General features: G+C 66.5%; 17 protein-coding genes and 1 pseudogene. 6 read left to right on the plus strand and 12 right to left on the minus strand.

What is annotated here, in order from left to right:
* Positions 1 to 3 precede the first annotated feature (3 nt).
* Positions 4 to 777 carry an enoyl-CoA hydratase-related protein gene (locus ACJH6I_RS05945; RefSeq protein ID WP_318986398.1) on the plus strand — a complete coding sequence of 258 codons (774 nt, stop codon included), beginning with the start codon at positions 4 to 6 and terminating at the stop codon, positions 775 to 777.
* Here ACJH6I_RS05945 and ACJH6I_RS05950 read toward each other — a convergent pair whose 3' ends face one another.
* Genes ACJH6I_RS05950 through ACJH6I_RS05960 form a run of 3 tightly spaced genes read right to left on the minus strand, consistent with a single transcriptional unit; the run spans position 778 to position 4,552 of the window.
* Positions 778 to 1,203, minus strand: a complete 426-nt coding sequence (locus ACJH6I_RS05950) for a hypothetical protein (RefSeq protein ID WP_318986397.1) — start codon at positions 1,201 to 1,203, stop codon at positions 778 to 780.
* A complete protein-coding gene (locus ACJH6I_RS05955) occupies positions 1,200 to 4,109 on the minus strand; it encodes an MMPL family transporter (RefSeq protein WP_318986396.1) in 2,910 nt (969 codons plus the stop codon). The genes ACJH6I_RS05950 and ACJH6I_RS05955 overlap by 4 nt, the downstream gene beginning before the upstream one ends.
* A complete protein-coding gene (locus ACJH6I_RS05960) occupies positions 4,106 to 4,552 on the minus strand; it encodes an MmpS family transport accessory protein (RefSeq protein WP_318986395.1) in 447 nt (148 codons plus the stop codon). The genes ACJH6I_RS05955 and ACJH6I_RS05960 overlap by 4 nt, the downstream gene beginning before the upstream one ends.
* 144 nt (positions 4,553 to 4,696) lie before the next feature.
* Here ACJH6I_RS05960 and ACJH6I_RS05965 point away from each other — a divergent pair, with 144 nt between their 5' ends.
* Positions 4,697 to 5,314: a TetR family transcriptional regulator gene (locus ACJH6I_RS05965; RefSeq protein ID WP_318986394.1), complete on the plus strand. Its 618-nt coding sequence runs from the start codon at positions 4,697 to 4,699 to the stop codon at positions 5,312 to 5,314.
* On the opposite strand, the gene ACJH6I_RS05970 is transcribed toward ACJH6I_RS05965, so the two are convergent.
* The 3 genes from ACJH6I_RS05970 to ACJH6I_RS05980 form a co-directional block, all read right to left on the minus strand.
* Positions 5,272 to 7,488, minus strand: a complete 2,217-nt coding sequence (locus ACJH6I_RS05970) for a cation-translocating P-type ATPase (protein ID WP_212806648.1) — start codon at positions 7,486 to 7,488, stop codon at positions 5,272 to 5,274. The genes ACJH6I_RS05965 and ACJH6I_RS05970 overlap by 43 nt on opposite strands.
* Positions 7,478 to 7,762: a DUF1490 family protein gene (locus ACJH6I_RS05975; protein ID WP_029120166.1), complete on the minus strand. Its 285-nt coding sequence runs from the start codon at positions 7,760 to 7,762 to the stop codon at positions 7,478 to 7,480. Before ACJH6I_RS05975 ends, ACJH6I_RS05970 begins: the two co-directional genes overlap by 11 nt.
* Positions 7,763 to 7,944: 182 nt before the next feature.
* Positions 7,945 to 9,090 carry a GTP-binding protein gene (locus ACJH6I_RS05980; RefSeq protein WP_318986393.1) on the minus strand — a complete coding sequence of 382 codons (1,146 nt, stop codon included), beginning with the start codon at positions 9,088 to 9,090 and terminating at the stop codon, positions 7,945 to 7,947.
* 127 nt (positions 9,091 to 9,217) lie between these two features.
* Here ACJH6I_RS05980 and ACJH6I_RS05985 point away from each other — a divergent pair, with 127 nt between their 5' ends.
* A complete protein-coding gene (locus tag ACJH6I_RS05985; RefSeq protein ID WP_212806650.1) occupies positions 9,218 to 9,766 on the plus strand; it encodes a YceI family protein in 549 nt (182 codons plus the stop codon).
* 69 nt (positions 9,767 to 9,835) lie between these two features.
* Here the strand turns inward: ACJH6I_RS05985 and ACJH6I_RS05990 are convergent, their stop codons facing one another.
* The 3 genes from ACJH6I_RS05990 to ACJH6I_RS06000 form a co-directional block, all read right to left on the minus strand.
* Positions 9,836 to 10,474 carry an HD domain-containing protein gene (locus ACJH6I_RS05990; RefSeq protein ID WP_318986392.1) on the minus strand — a complete coding sequence of 213 codons (639 nt, stop codon included), beginning with the start codon at positions 10,472 to 10,474 and terminating at the stop codon, positions 9,836 to 9,838.
* 107 nt (positions 10,475 to 10,581) lie between these two features.
* Complete coding sequence (locus ACJH6I_RS05995) at positions 10,582 to 10,848, minus strand: UBP-type zinc finger domain-containing protein (protein ID WP_318986391.1); 267 nt, start codon at positions 10,846 to 10,848, stop codon at positions 10,582 to 10,584.
* Positions 10,849 to 10,878: 30 nt separating this feature from the next.
* Complete coding sequence (locus tag ACJH6I_RS06000) at positions 10,879 to 11,778, minus strand: LysR family transcriptional regulator (protein WP_212806652.1); 900 nt, start codon at positions 11,776 to 11,778, stop codon at positions 10,879 to 10,881.
* 103 nt (positions 11,779 to 11,881) lie between these two features.
* On the opposite strand from ACJH6I_RS06000, the gene ACJH6I_RS06005 reads away from it, so the two are divergent.
* The 3 genes and pseudogenes from ACJH6I_RS06005 to ACJH6I_RS06015 form a co-directional block, all read left to right on the plus strand.
* Positions 11,882 to 12,808: an NADP-dependent oxidoreductase gene (locus tag ACJH6I_RS06005; RefSeq protein WP_318986390.1), complete on the plus strand. Its 927-nt coding sequence runs from the start codon at positions 11,882 to 11,884 to the stop codon at positions 12,806 to 12,808.
* Between the two features lie 5 nt (positions 12,809 to 12,813).
* On the plus strand, positions 12,814 to 13,236 hold the full coding sequence (locus tag ACJH6I_RS06010) for a cupin domain-containing protein (RefSeq protein WP_318986389.1): 423 nt from the start codon (positions 12,814 to 12,816) through the stop codon (positions 13,234 to 13,236).
* 68 nt (positions 13,237 to 13,304) lie between these two features.
* Positions 13,305 to 14,483 (plus strand): annotated as a pseudogene (locus ACJH6I_RS06015) (geranylgeranyl reductase family protein); the annotation flags it as partial.
* Positions 14,484 to 14,489: 6 nt separating this feature from the next.
* Here ACJH6I_RS06015 and ACJH6I_RS06020 read toward each other — a convergent pair.
* Genes ACJH6I_RS06020 through ACJH6I_RS06030 form a run of 3 tightly spaced genes read right to left on the minus strand, consistent with a single transcriptional unit; the run spans position 14,490 to position 17,891 of the window.
* The gene (locus tag ACJH6I_RS06020; protein ID WP_318986448.1) at positions 14,490 to 15,260 is read right to left on the minus strand and encodes an SDR family oxidoreductase; all 771 of its coding nucleotides are present in this window, start codon (positions 15,258 to 15,260) and stop codon (positions 14,490 to 14,492) included.
* A gap of 22 nt (positions 15,261 to 15,282) precedes the next feature.
* The gene (locus ACJH6I_RS06025; protein WP_406783851.1) at positions 15,283 to 16,143 is read right to left on the minus strand and encodes a pseudouridine synthase; all 861 of its coding nucleotides are present in this window, start codon (positions 16,141 to 16,143) and stop codon (positions 15,283 to 15,285) included.
* Positions 16,144 to 16,145: 2 nt separating this feature from the next.
* Positions 16,146 to 17,891, minus strand: coding sequence for a glycerol-3-phosphate dehydrogenase/oxidase (locus ACJH6I_RS06030; RefSeq protein ID WP_318986387.1), 1,746 nt, complete (start codon positions 17,889 to 17,891; stop codon positions 16,146 to 16,148).
* Positions 17,892 to 17,927: the final 36 nt, after the last annotated feature.

Genomic DNA, 17,927 nt, shown 5'->3' on the forward strand with positions numbered 1-17,927 from the left:
CGCATGACAACGCTGTCGCTCGCATATCCTCGCCCCGATATCGCCGTCCTCACGCTGGACCGGCCGGACAAACTCAATGCGCTGAACCTCGAACTCGTCGAGGCCCTGCACAGCACCCTCGAGGAGATCCACCGGAACAACGAGTGCCGTGTTGTCGTACTCACCGGCGCCGGCCGCGGATTCTGTTCCGGCCTGGACCTTTCCGACCCCAACCCGCCGGAAGCCGGTGGCGGACTGGAATTTCCACGCTCGGGCATGCGCTGGCAGGAACGTATCGCCGAGCTGACCACGCGGATCCAGAATCTGCGCCAGCCGGTGATCGCCGCGGTCAACGGGCCGGCATACGGCGGCGGTTTCGCCATCGCGCTGGCCGCCGACATCCGGATCGCGGGACCCGGCGCACGGTTCTGCACCCAGTTCATCAAGCTGGGCATCGGCGGCTGCGACATCGGGGTGAGCTACACCCTCCCCCGGATCGTCGGCGCCGGGCAGGCGTTCGACCTGATCCTCACGGCCCGGACGGTCGAGGCCGACGAGGCGCTGCGTCTGGGGCTGGTCTCACGACTGTCCGCGGACGACGTCGTCGCCGATGCCCTGGCCATCGCCGAAACCCTGTGCGGCTACGGAAAGTTCGGTGTCGAATCGACCAAGCAGGTGCTGTGGGCCAACCTCGAGGCTCCCAGCTTGCAGGCCGCACTGCATGTCGAGAACCGCAGCCAGATTCTCGCGGCCTCGGCCCACATCGATCTGGCGGCAAAGGCGTTCGGTAACCGGTAACTAGGGCACGCGCTTCTTCAATCGTGCCACCCGGTGCAACTGACCGAAGATGTTGAGCGACGTCAACATCGGGATGCCGCCGACGAAGGTGCGGAACGAGGGGTGGCCGCCGTGGACCTGGAGTTCGTACATGCAGCCGACCACGTAGAAGAAGCCCATGGTGAACAGCAGCGCAGGTATCGCGTAGGCAAGCGGTGAGCCGGCGTCGGACACCAGTTCCTTCGCGTAGTCGATCTCGTCCTGCGACATCGGTTGGCCTTGACGCACTTTGGCCAGTACGGCTTTGTGGGCGCCCACCTGTTCACCCAGGGCGGCGGGTGGCCGCAGCTCCAAGCCGCGGATGTACACGAAGACACACACCAGAAGGATCAGTGCCATCAACCCGGCAAGGATCGTCAGACCGCCCCACAGCTCGATGCCCGTCATGCGTCTCCTCCGTGCCGTCGCGCACCTGCGCCCGATCCCGCGATCGCGGGATCACTGTCCTCCCACAGCAGCAGTTGACGCACGGACTGGCGAGATCCGTAGGGCTGCAACATCTGGCTGGCCGGGCGTGGCCGCACCTTGAGCGGCCACCAGAACCACCGTCCGAGCAGCGCCGCGATGGCCGGTGTCATGAACGACCGCACGATCAAGGTGTCGAACAGTAGACCGAGGGCTATGGTCGTCCCGATCTGACCGAGGACCCGCAGGTCGGCGAACACGAAGGACGCCATGGTCGCGGCGAACACCAACCCGGCCGAGGTCACCACCGCGCCCGAGCCGGCCATCGCGCGGATGATGCCGGTGTTGATGCCGGCGTGAATCTCCTCCTTGAACCGCGAGACCAGCAGCAGGTTGTAGTCCGATCCCACAGCCAACAGCAGAATGACGGCCAGCGCCAACACGATCCAGTACAGCTCGATACCGAAGATGTCCTGCCAGATCAGCACCGAGAGCCCGAACGAGGCGCCCAACGACAGCGCCACGGTACCGACGATGATGACGGCCGCGACGATGCTTCGGGTGATGAACATCATCACCAGCAGGATCAGACTCAGCGCGGCGATGCCGGCGATCATGAGGTCATATTTGGCGCCGTCCTGAATGTCCTTGTAGGTGGCCGCGGTTCCGGCGAGATAGATCTTCGACCCGCCCAACGGCGTGCCCTTGACCGCTTGCTGCGCGGCGTGCCGGATGGCGGCGATGTGCGAAATACCCTCCGGCGTCGCGGGATCACCGTCGTGCGTGATGATCATCCGGGCGGCCTTGCCGTCCGGGGACATGAACAGCTTCATACCGCGCTGGAACTCGGGATTGGTGAACGCCTCCGGCGGAAGATAGAAGGAGTCGTCGGACTTCGACGCGTCGTACGCCTGGCCCAGCGCGGTGGCGTTCTGCAGCGATGCGGCAGCCTGGTCGTTGAGACCCTTGTTCGTGGCGTAATTCGTCATCGTCAGCTCGCGGTTGGTCTCCTGACTGGTGATCTGCGGCGGGATCAGCGCGAGCAACTTCGGTTGCAGCGCATCGAGTTTGGCGATGCTCCCCGCGACGTCGTTCAGCTGATCGGTCAGCTCGTCGATGCCGTCGAGCGCGTCGAAGATGGACCGCAGGGCAGCGCACACCGGGATGTCGTAGCAGTGCGGCTCCCAGTAGAAGTAGTTGCGCAACGGACGGAAGAAATCGTCGAAGTTGGCGATCTTGTCACGCAGGTCCTGGGCGGTCGCGACCGTCTGCTGGAATGCCGTGGCCTGCTCGTGGGTGATACCGCTCGACTGCTGTTGCAGCGCATACTGTTGCCGCAGAATGTCGATCGACTTGTTGATCACCTCGACCTGCTTCAGCAGGTCACCGCTACGCGCCTGCTGGAACGGCAGGTTGTTGATCTGGCCGGCGTTTCCGGCGCTGATCAGGAACGGTATCGACGAATGGTCCAGCGGCGTCCCCAGCGGCCGGGTGATCGACTGCACCTGCGCGATGCCGTCGGTGTGGAAGACCGCTTTCGCGACGCGCTCGAGCAGGATCATGTCGGTGGAGTTCCGCAGATCGTGGTCGGCTTCGATCATCAGCAGTTCGGGATTGAGCCGGGCCTGGGAGAAGTGCCGTTCGGCGGCGGCGTAGCCGATGTTGGCGGGTGCGTCGGCCGGCATGTACGGACGGGTGTCGTAACTCGTCTTGTAGCCGGGCAGGGCGATCAGACCGATGAGGGCCACCGCGACGGTCACCACCAGGATGGGGCCGGGCCAGCGCACGATGGCGGTACCGATGCGCCGCCAACCCTGGGTCTGCAGCTGGCGCACGGGTTCGAAGAGGCCGAAGTGCCGCCCGATGCACAGGAGCGCGGGCGCGAGCGTCAGCGCGGCGACCACGGCGACGAGAACGCCTGTGCCGGCCGGGATTCCGAGGCTCTCGAAGTACGGCAGCCGGGTGAACGTCAGGCAGAACACCGCACCCGCGATGGTCAGGCCCGATCCCAGGATGATGTGTGACGTGCCGTGATACATGGTGTGGTACGCCTCGACGCGGTCCTGCCCGGCGTATCTGGCTTCGTGGAACCGGCCGAGGAGGAAGATCGCGTAGTCGGTGCCCGCGGCAATGACCAAGAGTGTCAACAGGTTTGTCGAGTACGTCGACAGCTCGATGATGCCCGCGTTGGCCAGCGACGCGACGACGCCGCGAGAGGCCGTCAGCTCCATCATCACCGTGAAGATCACCATGATCACCGTCGTGATCCGGCGGTACAGCGAGAACAGCATCACCATGATCACGCCGATGGTGATCAGGGTGGTCTTCAGCGTCCCGTGGCGGCCCACCTCGAACTGGTCGGTGATCAGCGGCGCGGCACCGGTGAGATAGACCTTCAAACCTGTTGGCGGCGGGGTGTTCTCGATGATCTTGCGGACGGAGTCGACGGACTCGTTGGCCAGCGATTCACCCTGATTGCCGGCGAGATACACCTGCACCAGCGCGGCCTTGCCGTCGGCGCTCTGCGATCCGGCCGCCGTCAGCGGGTCACCCCAGAAGTTCTGGACATGCTGGACGTGCTTGGTGTCGGCGATGAGCTTGTCGATCAGGCCGTCGTAGTAGTGGTGTGCGTCCGCCCCCAGCGGCTTGTCGCCCTCCAGGACGATCATGGCCGAACTGTCGGAGTCGAACTCCTGGAAGACCTTGCCGATCCGCTTCGCCGCCTGCAGCGACGGGGCGTCCGTCGGACTCAGCGACACGTTGTGCGACTCGGCGACGGTCTCCAGTTGCGGCACAAAGACGTTCGTGACGACGGCCAGGCCCAGCCAGAAGAACGCGATCAGCACCGAGTACCGGCGGATGAAGTCGGGAACGCGGTTGGCGCTCATCCGGATTTGTCCAGACAGTAGGTGAAGGCGTGCACGGTGTTCACCGTTCTCTCGTCCTTGACGGCGTCATCGATGGTGATGCGGCAGCCGATCGAGTCGCTGTCGCCTTGGGCCTGAAGGTTGACGAACACCGCGGGCTGCGTGGTGGTCGTGTCGTACGTCCACGGCAGCGTGACGGAGTCGGCACGCTGCGGTTGGGCATTGACGTCCAGGTAGGTGACGGTGGCGACGGTGCCCGGCGGTCCGTAGACCTCCATCACCACATGCTTGGGGTTGAACGGCACGATGTCGTTCACCGCACCACTCGGGGTCGAGGTGACGTCATGCGAGGCGAAGATGCCCTGCAGTCGGTACACCGCGAACCCGGCGACCACGACCACCACCACGGCCACCACATACATCCAGTGCCGGCCGAGTCGGCGCCTGATCGAAAGCTGCTGCATCCGTGCCCCTTTCAATCCGTACGCGAGGCACGGACTGCGCGGAACGCCTTCTAGCGTGGCTAATCAAGAAGGTTGACGGTATGACAGTAGACCCGCCGGGGCTATAATTCAACACGTAAAGAATTCTGTGAATCAGGGAGTCGAATGAGCCAGCGACCCGCCCGCGGTGGACGCCGCCCGGGCCCCAGCGGCACCCGCGAGGCAATCGAGGAAACCGCGCGAAAGCTGTTCGCGGAATTGGGATACGAACGGACCTCCCTGCGGCAGATCGCGCTGCAGGCCGGCGTCGACCCGGCGCTGGTCAGCCACTTCTACGGCAAGAAGCGCGACCTGTTCCTCGCCGTGGTCGAACTGCCGGTCGAGCCCGCCACGGTCATCGGCCGGGTGCTCGACGGCGACAAGGACTCAGCGGGGCTCCGGCTGGCGACGTTCATCCTCGAGGTTCTCGACGATGAAGTGCGGCGACAACCCATGATCGGCATGGTGCGCGCGGCCACGGCCGAACCCGAAGCCGCGAAGCTGGTCCGGGACTTCCTGGCGCGCAAGATCATTGCGCCCATCGCCGAAGGACTTGGCTCCGCCGATGCCGACTACCGCGCCGCGCTCGTCATGTCGCAGGTCAACGGTTTCGCGATGGCGCGCTACGTCATCGGCCTGGAACCACTGGCCAACCGCTCGAACGAACAGCTCGCCGCCGACCTCGGCGTGACGCTGCAGCGCTACCTGCTCGGTGACCTCGCGCCGGACTGTGCCAGCTCGTGACGGATGAGGCGCGAGCTGTTGGTGACAACGGCGACCGACGACGCGTTGTGCAGGATCGCGGCGAGGACGGGCGACAATCCGCCGACCGCTCCGAGTAGCAGCCCGACCGCGTTCACCGCGATCGACATGGCGTAGTTCTGCCGAATCACGCCGACTGCGTGGTCACTGAGACCGCGCACGTCGAGCAGCCGCCGCAGGTCGTCTGTCGACAATGCCACGTCGGCAGTCTCGACGGCGACGTCGGTGCCGGCCAATCCCATGGCGATACCGATGTCTGCCGCGGCCAGCGCGGGTGCGTCGTTGACCCCGTCGCCCACCACCGCAACGGTGTAGCCCTCGTCATGCAGCGTGCGCACCAGGGCGAGTTTGTCCTCGGGTAGCGCGTTTGCCTTCCATTCGGTGATGCCGAGCTCGGCAGCGACGGCCTGCGCGGTGTCCGCGTGGTCCCCGGTGAGCATGACGATCCGCTGCACACCCGAGGCCCGCAGGCGCGCAAGCACTTCTGCCGCTTCGGGGCGCACCTCGTCGCGAAGGCTGATCAAACCCACCAGTTCACCGTCGACGGCAAGCAGCAGTGGCGTCTCGGCCTGACGGCGCAATCGCTGCACCCACGCATCGGCCTCGCCGCACACCGCGACGTCCTCGCGCTCCAGCAGAGACGGGCTGCCGAGCAGCAGCGTGCGACCGTCGGCGCGGGTCCGCATCCCCAGACCCACGAGTACCTCGCACTCCTCGTGCGGCGGAATCACGATGTGTTTGTCTTCGGTCGAGCGGATGACCGCTTCGGCCAACGGATGCCGTGAGTGAATCTCTGAGCTCGCGGCGTAGGCGAGAATTTCCTCGGGAGTCCAACTCTCCTGGAAAGAAACGATGTTCGTGACGATGTGCCGACCGAGAGTGAGGGTGCCGGTCTTGTCGAAGACCACGGCATCGGCCCGGCCGGCCGCCTCCAGATGTGAACCGCCTTTGATGAGGATGCCACGCCGTGCTCCGTTGCCGATGGCCGCGCTGATCGCGGTCGGGGTGGCGAGCCCCACCGCGCACGGGCACGCCACCAGCAGCATGGTCATTGCCCGGCGTACGTCGCCGGTGGCCACGAACGTTGCCGTTGCCAAGACGAACGACGCGGGCACGAACCGACGGGAGAAGTTCTCTCCCACCGTCTGGATCGGCGCCCGGTCACGTTGCGCTTCTTCGACTCTCGCCACGATGCGGCCCAGCACCGTGTGACTGCCCACCGCGCGGGCCCGCACGACGACCCGGCCGCGGACGACCACGGATCCTGCGTGGACCGTCGCACCCGGTGCCATGGTCACCGGCAGCGTCTCACCGGTGATGGCGGACTGGTCGACGATCGCCTCCCCTGCGACGACCTCGCCGTCGACCGGGATCGCGACCTGCTCATGAACGACGACCAGATCGCCGATCCGCAGGGTTTCGGCGTTGACCTGCACCTCGGTGCCGTCGTGAAGCTGCACCCAGGCGGTGTCCTGAACGCCCCGCAGCAGGTCGGCGATGGCGCGGCGCGTACGACGCAGGGTCAGATCCTGAAGGTACTCACCGATGTTCAGCAGCCACAGCACCGTGAGTGCCACGACGTTCTCGCGCAGGATCAGACTCGCGATGGTCGCCGCGGACACCAGCAGATCGGTGCCGGGCGACTTGCCCCCGCGCAGTGCGCGCAGCGCACCGCGCAGGAACGGGTATCCGGTGACGATGGTCGCTCCGGTGGCGAACGTGCGGCTGGCCGGCCCGAGCAACCGCGGGCGGGCCAGGCCGTAACGACGGACTCCCAAGAGCGCGAGAGCCAGAGCACCGAGCGCCATGCGCAGTACATCCGCGTTGTGAATGTCAGCCGAACGCGGCGAGCGAGCCGGGACCAGCTGCCGCGGTGTGGCCTGCGCGGCGCGGATTGCAGCCAGCAGCTCCGAAGTGTCGCAGCGCTGCGGCGAGTACCAGACCACCACTGACGCGGTACGCGGGTAGGCGTGGACAGTTCTGACGCCACCGACCTTGTCGACGGCATCTTCGATCGCCACAGCGCCGACGGCGTCGCCCCGCAGCCACGGAACCTGAACCCGAATCCGGCCCGCTGCAACGGATATCACCGTCAGGTCGGCGTCGGCGGCGATGCGGGACGCATCTGCCACGTCGGTCAGCACATCAGTGGTCATGGGAATGTTCGGCGTCGGCCACCGACGGCGGCGGCACCTCCTCGCCGATTCGCTCTCGCGCTTCGGCCATCACATCGGCGACCTTCAGCCGGGCGTTCTCTGCCGCCTCCTCGGCTTTGCGGGTACCGCGCAGCGCCCACGATGCGGTGGTGACACTCGCTTCGTGGATGGGCGCCGCACGCAACGCTTTGCGCAGCACGTCGTACGCCGCCACGCCGATGACGCCAGTGGCCACCGTCCTGGTGGCTTTGATCAGTGCTGGGTGAATCGACATCAGGCGGTCCCTCTCGTCATGTGATGTGTTGTGCGGTTGTCATTTTCACGCGTTCCCCGGCGATGAGGCACGAGCGGCGGCCGTGATCATGGCGGACCGGGCCGGCACCGCGGACGCGTGTCATACAGCCCAAGGTAGTGCGTGATGCCCCTGCGCGGCGGGCTTGCTTCAAATGACACGCCTCAGACGTGACTGTGCGCCGCAGTCCACGCCGGTAGCGGATCGGCGTAACGCAGCCAGGCACCCGTGCCGGCCGCCACTTCGTCGTCGGTGAGGAGCGCCGCGTCGAGAAGCCCTCGCACCTTGCCCGCTTCGAGGCGGATACCGATGAAGACGATCTCCTGACCGGGCTCGATTTCGGTACTCGTCCAGTACTGGGCGGGTTCGATGGTGAGGTTGGGGCCGGCCTGCGACCAGATGGCGGCGATGTTCGGCCGGGTGGCGATCCAGCAGAAACCCTTGCTGCGCAACAGACCTCGCACTTGATCGAGGGCATCGGCGAGACGCTGGGGATGGAACGGGCGATCGGCACGGAACGTCATGCTGCTGATCCCGTACTCCTCGGTTTCCGGGGTGTGCCCGTTGGCGATCTCTTCATCCCACCCGGGAGCCTCCGCGGCAAGTTCCGGATCGAACAAGCCGGTGTCCAAAACGGTTGCCAGCGGCACGATCCCGTGCTCGGTGCGCTCGATCCGCGCATTGGGGTTGAGGCGCCGCACGACAGCCTCGACGGTCGCGGTCGTCTTGGCGCTCACGAGGTCGGTCTTGTTGATGAGGATGACGTCGGCGAACTCGACCTGGTCGACCAGCAGATCGGCGATGTTGCGCCCGTCGCCGTCGGCCACCGCGAGGTTCCGGTCGGTGAGCGCTTCCCCGCGCGCCAGTTCCGGCAGGAAGGTGCACGCATCGATGACGGTGACCATCGTGTCGAGGCGGGCGAGCTCGGACAGGATGAAGCCGTCCTCGAACTCCCAGCTGAAGGTCGCCGCCACCGGCATCGGCTCGGAGATGCCCGTCGACTCGATCACGATCTGGTCGAATCGGTTCTGCCGGGCCAGATCCGCGACCGCGGTGATGAGGTCCTCACGCAGGGTGCAGCAGATGCATCCGTTGGTGAGCTCGACGAGCTTCTCTTCGGTCCGGTCGAGATGACCCTGACCGGCGATCAGGGCCGCGTCGATGTTCACCTCGCTCATGTCATTGACGATCACCGCAACCCGGCGACCCTCCCGGTTGGCGAGGATGTGGTTGAGCAGCGTCGTTTTGCCCGCTCCCAGGAAGCCCGAAAGCACGGTCACAGGGATCAGGTCAGCTGAAGTCGAGGGCATGGCTTAACGATAATCATTTTCATTAAGGAATGCGAGCCGGCGGCCGGAAATAATCCGGACCGTAGTCCGGTTGGTGATCGGCAGAGGCCGGACAGGCCGGCCCTCGAACCAAGCAAAGGACAGGCACATGACCTCCACCGCAACCGCTCCCCTCAGCGTCGGCACCTGGGCGATCGACACCGCCCACTCCACCGTCGAGTTCTCGGTACGCCACCTGATGGTCAGCAAGGTCCGCGGGAAGTTCGAGAACTTCAGTGGCGCCATCACCGTCGCCGCCGACGGCACCCCGTCGGTCACCGCTGAGATCGACGTGACGTCGCTGAACACGGGCAACGAGCAGCGCGACGGCCATGTGAAGTCGGCCGACTTCTTCGACGCCGAGAACCACCCCGTCGCGACCTTCGTCTCGACCGCGGTGCGCCCCAACGGCGATGCGTACCTCCTCGACGGCAACCTGACCATCAAGGGCAACACCCGCCCGGTCACCCTGAACCTGGAATTCAACGGCGTGAGCCCCGGCATGGGCAACGGCGAGGTCTCGGGCTACGAGGCGTCAGTTGTCATCAACCGCAAGGACTTCGGCGTCGACCTCGACCTGCCGATGGAGACCGGTGGCGCCGTCGTCGGCGACAAGGTCACCATCACCCTCGACATCGAAGCCGTCAAGCAGGCCTGATCCGCAGGCAATGCCGGGCCGGGTTCCCCCGCGTCCTGTCGCCCGGCCCGGCATTGCCCATCGCCTTCGCTACTCCGGCCAGGCGTTGTTCTGAATGAGATCCACCATGTTCGTCCGTTCGAACGACGGATCGAAGTGTGCGAGCACATCGTCGTTCATCGTTCCGAACGTGGTGGCCGGCCGATGGGCCATGCCGTCGTTGAACGCCCGCAGAATGCGGTTCTTGAAGTCCGGACGCGGATGAGCGGCAACCACTTCGGCGCGCTGCTCTGCACTGATCTCGTCGAGGCCCAGCCCGATGACGTCGGTTTCGACACCCAGAATCACCACCGCGACCTCGGGCGCCAGGTGGTGCGGGACCTCTGGTGTGGTGTGCAGCGCGATCGCGAGCCACACGTTCGTCGCTTCCTGCTCGCTCCGGCCGAAGTCCAGCAACAGTTTTCGAGCCAGGTCGGCCCCGTCGATCTCGAACCGTTGATGCTTGGTGCCGTACTCCGTCGTCAGGCCCAGATCGTGGAACATGCCGCCCACGTAGGCGAGTTCCGGGTCGACGTCGAGGCCCCGCGCAGCGGCCTTCAACGATCCCCACAGGAACACCCGGCGGGAGTGGTTGAACAAGGTGTCGTCGGTCGCCTTCCGGACGATCGAGGTGGCCTCCCGGACCAGCTCGGTATCCGGAATCGTCACTCCTGCAATGACTTCGGTCATGATCGTCAACTCTCCGTCGGACTTGATTGGACACAGTCCATTTTGTCCGCGGATCGGCCCTACCTGACAGGGCGCGCAATGCCACGCATCCCACAAATCAGGACATGTCAGACGTACTTCTCGTGCACGTAGCACCACCGCCAGTTCTCGCCCGGCTCGAAGGACTGCACGATCTCGTGTCCCGGCGTTCGCGCGTGCGCACTCGCATGTTTCATCGGCGAGGAATCACAACAGCCGACGTGCCCGCACGTCAGACACAGCCTCAGGTGCACCCAGCGGGTGCCGGCCGCGATGCAGTCCTGGCAGCCTTTCGTGGTCTGCGGGGTGACCAGGCGGACGTTCTTCAGATGCGAGTCGCCGAAGATGGATGCCACGCCATCCACGGTAGCCCCGGTACGCCCGGATTACCGGGACGCGCGCGGCCCGACTTCGGCCAGCAGCATCTCGGCCAACTTCGCGCTGGCCGGGCCGATCTGTGATTGTTCCGCCGAAGCCAGGTAGATCTGCCACACGATCGCGGGCCGAATCTCTATGGCGCGCAAGTCCGGAAAGTTTGCGGCTTCACTGCCCGGCATGATGATGGTGCCCAACCCATGCTGAACCAGCCTGGCTGCGATCGAATATTCGAGCGCGACCTCGTGCGGGGTACGCGCCGAGACGCCGGCCGCCGAAAACGCCGATTCCACCAGCCTTCTGAGCCCGAACTCGGGAGGGAAGCCGATCAGGTCTTCGTCACACAGCTCCGTGAGGTCCACGTGACGACGCTGCGCCAGGCGGTGGTCGGCACGGCAGACGAAGACCATCGGCTCTTCGCACATCAACTGCATCTGAACCCGTGGCGGGAACCGGTCGGGCGCCGACACCAGCGCCAGGTCGAGTGAACCCTCCGCGATCGCCGAAAGGTAAGCAGCCGAACCGGTTTGACTCTGCCGCAGCCTGATCTGGACGAAGGGGTAGGTGCGGTGGAACTCCCCGAGCACCTTCGGCACATCCAAGGTGCCGAACGAGATCAGCGAACCCAGATCGACCGTTCCGGACAGCTCGCCACGGAAGTCGCCGACCGAATCCTTTGCCAACCGCGCGGTCTGGATGACGCGCCGGGCGTGTTCGCGAAACAACTCACCCGCCGGCGTGATCTTGATCTGCTGCTTGGTCCGATCGAACAGCTCGACGCCGAGCTCCCTCTCCAACTTCGCGATCGACATCGACAGTGCGGATTGCACGACATGCACCTGCTGCGCCGCACGCGAGAAGTTCATCGCGCCGGCCACCGCGAGGAAGTGTTCGAGCTGACGCAGTTCCATAGCGACAACCTATCAATGATGCTGATCGGAAAGATCAACTCTGGTCATTGGACTTGATTGGTCTCGATTGTTCTCATGGAGGTGGACCGAAGGAGGAAACGTCATGCAAGCCATGGTCGTGAACGATCGTGATGCCGGCATCAAGGGCATGACCCTGATGGAACTGCCCTACCCGCACGCCGCCGAGAACGACGTCGTCGTCCGGGTGCATGCGGCCGGGTTCACGCCCGGCGAGCTGGACTGGCCCGCCACCTGGACCGACCGGGCGGGACGCGACCGGACTCCGAGCGTGCCCGGCCATGAACTTTCCGGGGTCGTCGTCGAGTTGGGTTACGGCACAACCGGATTGACCGTGGGACAGCGGGTATTCGGGCTCGCCGACTGGACGCGTGACGGGTCGCTCGCCGAATACACCGCCGTCGAGGCCCGCAACCTCGCGCCGCTACCTGCCGACATCGACCACGTCGTCGCCGCCGCACTGCCCATATCGGGACTGACGGCCTGGCAGGGCCTGTTCACGCACGGTCGTCTCACCACCGGACAGACGGTCCTGATTCACGGCGCGGCAGGCGGCGTCGGCTCGCTCGCGGTACAGCTGGCTCACGAAGTGGGCGCCTTCGTCATCGGGACCGGCCGCACCGCCGACCGCGACCGGACACTGGCGCTCGGCGCCGACGCCTTCGTCGATCTCGACACCGAGAAGCTGGAAGATGCCGGTGAAGTCGACGTCCTGCTGGACGTCATCGGCGGCGACATCCTCGCCCGCTCGGCCTCGCTCGTGCGGGACGGCGGCACGCTCGTCACCATCGCGGAGCCGCCCGAGGTGCTTCCCCGCAACGGCCGCGGGCTGTTCTTCGTCGTCGAACCAGACCGCTCGCAGCTGATCGAACTCGCCAACCGGGTGCGCGACGGACGCCTCACGCCGATCGTCGGTGCCGTCCGGCCCCTTGCCGAAGCGGTGGCGGCGTTCGCACCCGACAGGCGGACGCGCGGGAAGGCGATCATCCAAGTGAACGACGCCACTCGATGATCGGGATGCGCTGCGCACCAGGCCTGTTCACCGCTGCCCTGGTCATCGGAACCACCGGGTGCACGTCGACCGGCACCGCATCGCCGCCACCGGTCGAGGCACTGACGCCACTGATCGCGCAGGCGCTGCCCAACGTGCCGGGCAAGACGTTCACGTCGGCGGTCGTCGAATTCCCGCCCGGCGCCCGGGCCGCGCCGCACCGGCACGGCGACGCGTTCATCTACGCCTACGTCCTCGACGGCGCGGTGCGCAGTCAGGTCGACGACTCCCCCGTCACCGAGTATCGCCGGGGCCAGAACTGGGTGGAGCAGCCCGGCGCGCACCACGTGCTCACCGAGAACACCAGTCAGACGGAACCCGCCAAGCTCCTCGTCGTCTTCGTCTCGAACACCGGGGACAGCCTGAAAGTCGACGACCCGCATCGGTAAGTTGGTCACCTGGCGGCTCCGCACGAAAGCTGATGAACTGGAGCCACTTCGGGACGGGCGGGGGCACGATGGCACAGCGGTACGACGTCGTCGTCGCCGGTGGTGGTCCGTCGGGCTCTGCCGCCGCCTGGCAGGCCGCGCAGGTGGGCGCCAAGGTGCTGGTCGTGGACAAGGCCGAGTTTCCCCGCGACAAACCCTGCGGCGACGGACTGACGGCGCGCGCCGTCAGTTACCTGCAGAAGATGGGCCTGGCCGACGAAGTCGCCACCTTCCATCGGGTCAACCGCGTCACAGTGTTCAGTCCGAGCCGGTGGGAGATGTCCTTCCCGCGCCGCCCCGGCATGCCCGATCACGGCCACACCGTCAGCCGCACGCGTCTGGACACGGTGTTGCTCAGGCACGCCGAGAAGGCCGGCGCAGAGGTACGCGAAGGCGCCGAAGTGGCGGGACCTGAACTCGATGCCGACGGCCGGGTGGTCGGCGTGGTCCTCAAGAGCGGGGAGAAGATCTCCGCAGACGCCGTCGTCGCCGCCGACGGCGCGTACTCGCCCGTAAAGCGTGCCCTGCACATCGATTCGGAGTACAACGGCTACTCGGCCATCGCGATCCGCGCGGAGATGCACGCCAACCGGCCGGACACCGATTCGCTCGACATCTACCTCAAACTGCAGTTCCAGGGCGATCAGTTACCCGGCTACGGCTGGGTGTTCCCCATGGGCGACGGCGTCCTCAACATCGGCGTGGGCTATGTGAACTGCTACCGGAACTGGCAGGCCATCAACGCCACGCAATTGCTCGGTGAATTCCTGGCATCCCTGCCGCGTGACTGGGAGCTGCCGTCGATCGCGGAATTGAAGAAGAGCAAGAGCGTGCGAGCGTGGCGGCTGCCGATGGGTTTCACCGCGTGGCCGCCGTGGCGTCCGGGTGTGGTTTTCACCGGCGACGCACTCGGCGCCGCCAAACCGGTTTCCGGCGCGGGCATTTCGAAAGCGCTCGAGGCCGGCCTGGTCGCCGGCGAATGCGTCATCGCGGCGCTGCAGAACGGTGGCCCCGACGACTTCACCAACTACACCCAGCGCCTGGAAGCGGCCTGGGGCCGGGAGTACCGGATGGGCCGCTTCGGCCACAAGCTCGCCGGCATCCCTGCCATTCCGAACACGGGTATCAAGCTTCTCGACAAAGGATTCGTCCGCGACGGCGCGCTGCGGGTGATGTACGGGAAGTCATACGGCCCCCTGCACACGTACCGACAGCTACCGCGGCGTCCCGCCGCCGTCGACGATGACGACCTGTCCGGTGATGTAACTGCCTGCGCCCGAACACAACAGCAGCGCCGTGCCCACCATTTCGTCAGGGCTGGCCAGCCGCTTCAGCAGCGTGTTCGACGCCATCGCGTCGATGGCCTCCTGCGGGTTGTTGCGCACCATGTCGGTGTCGACGGGGCCGGGCGCGATGGCGTTGACCCGGATGCCGTCGGCCGCGTAGGCGGCCGCCATCGAGCGGGTGAACGACAGCAGCGCCGCCTTGCCCGCGGCGTACATCGACACGAACGGCGCGAACTGGAAGGCGCCGACCGACGACATGTTCAGGACCGCGGCAGCCGGGCTCGTCTTCAAGTGCGGCAACGCTTTCTGCACCAGAAACACCGGCCCACGCAGGTTGGAGTCGTACGACTTGGCCCACGCCTCGGGCGTCATCTCCCCCAGCGGCTGGGCGAGCGCGTTGGCCGCGTTGTTCACGAGCACGTCGATGCCGCCGAACTCCGCGACGGTGGCCTCGACCAGCCGGTCGAGATCGTCGAGGTTGCCCATGTTCACGGGCACGCCGATCGCCTTGCCACCCAGACCGCGCAGGTGCTCGGCCGCAGCCTCGCACGCGTCGGGCTTACGGCTGGCGACCACGAGATTGGCACCGGCCAGCGCGAACCCCTCGGCCATCGCGAGGCCGATACCGCGCGTCCCGCCGGTCAGGATGACGGTGCGGTCGGTCATGTCGAACAGGCGGTCAAATGTGGTGCGGTCCATGGCTAGCAGTAGAACACAGGGGTTATTCGGGCCGGTTCGCCAACGTCCGCTCACTGACGAACTCCCGCTGCTCTCCGGTCACCGGGTCGACAAATGCGAGCCGGTGGGCCAACAACTGCAGCGGCGTGGAGAAGTCGCCGACAGGAACCTCGAGCACCGTGGGGTACAACGGATCACCGTCGATGGGCAGCCCGAGCGAGTTCATGTGCACGCGCAACTGGTGGGTGCGGCCGGTGGCCGGCGTCAGCCGGAACAGCCCGTCCCCCAGCGGCTCGACGAAAGTCACCGCGTTGATGTCGCCGGGCTCGATGACGGCCTGTAAAGACCCGCGCCGCTTCACAATTCGGTTCCGCAGCTCGACGGGCCCGGCCGGCGTCCCGGCCGACGATCGGGCCAGATACGTCTTGGACACCTCACCCGAGGCGAACATCGTCTGATACGCCCCGCGGACCTCGCGCCGTGCGGTGAACACCAGGACACCGGCCGTCAGCCGGTCCAGCCGATGTGCCGGTGAGAGTTCCCATAGTCCCAAGGCCCGGCGCAGCCGCACCAGCGCTGTCTGCACCACGTGCCCACCGCGCGGCATGGTCGCCAGGAAGTGCGGCTTGTCGACCACGACGATGTTGTCGTCGCGGTACAGCACCGGCACGTCGAACGGGACGACGACCTCGTCGGGCAGGTCCCGGTACCAGTAGATGAACGCGCCGGCCGGTAGCTCCGTGGTGTCGGAGACGACCGACCCGTCGGCGCAAAGCACCTCGCCGGCAAGCACTTTGGCGGCCGCCTCGTCGCCGAACCGGGACCGCAGCTCAGCCAGCACCGGCCCACCGTGCACCCGTAGCCGGGCGGGCCCGATCCCCTCGTATCCGGGACGGACGGGCAGGCTCAATCGAGCGGCACCGGCTCGAGGATCTCGGACCGGGCCTCGGGAGCCGCCGCGCGCAGCGCGTCGGCCGATTCGTCGTCGGGCTGCGTCTGCGACAGCACCTCGGCCTCGACACGCGCCAGGTAGGTGGCGACCTCGCGGTCGACGTCCTCGGCACTCCAACCCAGCACGGGCGCAACAACTTCCGCGACCTCACGGGCGCAGTCGACGCCGCGGTGCTGGTACTCGATGGAGATCCGCATGCGGCGCGCCAGGATGTCCTCGAGGTGCAGTGCGCCCTCGGCCGCGGCCGCGTACCAGGCCTCGACCTTCAGGTACACCGGCGCCTCGGTGATGGGCTCTAAGAGGTCAGGCCGGTCGGCCGCCATGTCCAGCACCTCACCGATCAACGAGCCGTAACGGTCCAGCAGGTGCCGCACCCGGTAGGGGTGCAGACCATAGTGCTGGCCCACGTGTTCGGTCTGGTTGATCAGCGCGAAGTAGCCGTCGGCACCCAGCAGCGGCACCTTCTCGGTGATCGACGGCGCCACCCGCGTCGGCACGAACTCACTGGCCGCGTCGATGGCGTCCTCGCCCATCACCCGGTAGGTGGTGTACTTGCCGCCGGCGATGGCCACCAGGCCCGGGGCCGGCACCGCGACCGCGTGCTCGCGGGACAGCTTCGAGGTCTCCTCGCTCTCACCGGCCAGCAGCGGGCGCAGACCCGCGTAGACGCCGTCGATGTCGTCGTGGTTGAGCGGTGTCGCCAGCACCTTATTGACGTGTCCGAGGATGTAGTCGATGTCGGCCTTGGTCGCCGCCGGGTGCGCCAGGTCCAGGTTCCAGTCGGTGTCGGTCGTGCCGATGATCCAGTGCGTCCCCCACGGGATGACGAACAGCACCGACTTCTCGGTACGCAGGATGATCGCCACCTCACTGACGATGCGGTCCCGCGGGACGACGATGTGCACGCCCTTGGAGGCGCGGACCCGGAACCGCCCGCGCTGCTTCGACAGCGCCTGAATCTCGTCGGTCCACACGCCGGTGGCGTTGACCACCACGTGGCCGCACACCTCGGTCACCGCACCGGTCTCCGAGTCACGGACCCGCACGCCCGTGACGCGGTCGCCCTCGCGCAGCAGCGCCACCACCTGCGTCGAGGTGCGGACAACGGCGCCGTAGTGCGCCGCGGTGCGGGCGACGGTCATCGTGTGCCGGGCGTCGTCGACGACGGTGTCGTAGTAGCGGATCGCGCCGATCAGCGAACTGCGCTTGAGCCCGGGTGCCAGCCGCAGCGCCCCGGCCTTGAGCAGGTGCTTCTGCGCCGGCACCGACTTGGCTCCGCCGAGCTGGTCGTACAGGAAGATGCCGGCGGCGATGTAGGGGCGCTCCCAGATCCGTTTGGTCAGCGGGAACAGGAACGGCAACGGCTTCACCAGATGCGGCGCCAGCGTCGTCAGGGACAGTTCGCGTTCGTGCAGCGCCTCACGAACCAGGCCGAACTCGAGCTGCTCCAGGTAGCGCAGGCCGCCGTGGAACATCTTGCTGCTGCGGCTGGAAGTGCCGGACGCGAAGTCGCGAGCCTCGACCAGGGCGACCTTCAGGCCGCGCGTCGCCGCGTCGAGCGCCGCACCGGCGCCGACGACACCGCCGCCGATCACGATGACGTCGAACTGCTCGGAGCCCAACCGGTTCCATGCGGTGTCACGCTGCGCGGGACTCAGCAGGGTCTGACCATTGCCCGGACCGGGAATCGGGTCACTCACGGCGGAACTCCTCGTGGTTACTCGTCGGTAGGCCTT

The sequence above is a fragment of the Mycobacterium sp. SMC-13 genome, from assembly GCF_045311035.1.
Taxonomy (GTDB): Bacteria; Actinomycetota; Actinomycetes; order Mycobacteriales; family Mycobacteriaceae; genus Mycobacterium.

What these genes read in the sequence shown, in the direction of transcription:
- ACJH6I_RS05945 (WP_318986398.1), top strand. Translation starts at nt 4, where the DNA reads ATGACAACGCTGTCGCTCGCATATCCTCGCCCCGATATCGCCGTCCTC.
- ACJH6I_RS05950 (WP_318986397.1), bottom strand. Translation starts at nt 1,203, where the DNA reads ATGACGGGCATCGAGCTGTGGGGCGGTCTGACGATCCTTGCCGGGTTG.
- ACJH6I_RS05955 (WP_318986396.1), bottom strand. Translation starts at nt 4,109, where the DNA reads ATGAGCGCCAACCGCGTTCCCGACTTCATCCGCCGGTACTCGGTGCTG.
- ACJH6I_RS05960 (WP_318986395.1), bottom strand. Translation starts at nt 4,552, where the DNA reads ATGCAGCAGCTTTCGATCAGGCGCCGACTCGGCCGGCACTGGATGTAT.
- ACJH6I_RS05965 (WP_318986394.1), top strand. Translation starts at nt 4,697, where the DNA reads ATGAGCCAGCGACCCGCCCGCGGTGGACGCCGCCCGGGCCCCAGCGGC.
- ACJH6I_RS05970 (WP_212806648.1), bottom strand. Translation starts at nt 7,488, where the DNA reads ATGACCACTGATGTGCTGACCGACGTGGCAGATGCGTCCCGCATCGCC.
- ACJH6I_RS05975 (WP_029120166.1), bottom strand. Translation starts at nt 7,762, where the DNA reads ATGTCGATTCACCCAGCACTGATCAAAGCCACCAGGACGGTGGCCACT.
- ACJH6I_RS05980 (WP_318986393.1), bottom strand. Translation starts at nt 9,090, where the DNA reads ATGCCCTCGACTTCAGCTGACCTGATCCCTGTGACCGTGCTTTCGGGC.
- ACJH6I_RS05985 (WP_212806650.1), top strand. Translation starts at nt 9,218, where the DNA reads ATGACCTCCACCGCAACCGCTCCCCTCAGCGTCGGCACCTGGGCGATC.
- ACJH6I_RS05990 (WP_318986392.1), bottom strand. Translation starts at nt 10,474, where the DNA reads ATGACCGAAGTCATTGCAGGAGTGACGATTCCGGATACCGAGCTGGTC.
- ACJH6I_RS06000 (WP_212806652.1), bottom strand. Translation starts at nt 11,778, where the DNA reads ATGGAACTGCGTCAGCTCGAACACTTCCTCGCGGTGGCCGGCGCGATG.
- ACJH6I_RS06005 (WP_318986390.1), top strand. Translation starts at nt 11,882, where the DNA reads ATGCAAGCCATGGTCGTGAACGATCGTGATGCCGGCATCAAGGGCATG.
- ACJH6I_RS06010 (WP_318986389.1), top strand. Translation starts at nt 12,814, where the DNA reads ATGCGCTGCGCACCAGGCCTGTTCACCGCTGCCCTGGTCATCGGAACC.
- ACJH6I_RS06020 (WP_318986448.1), bottom strand. Translation starts at nt 15,260, where the DNA reads ATGGACCGCACCACATTTGACCGCCTGTTCGACATGACCGACCGCACC.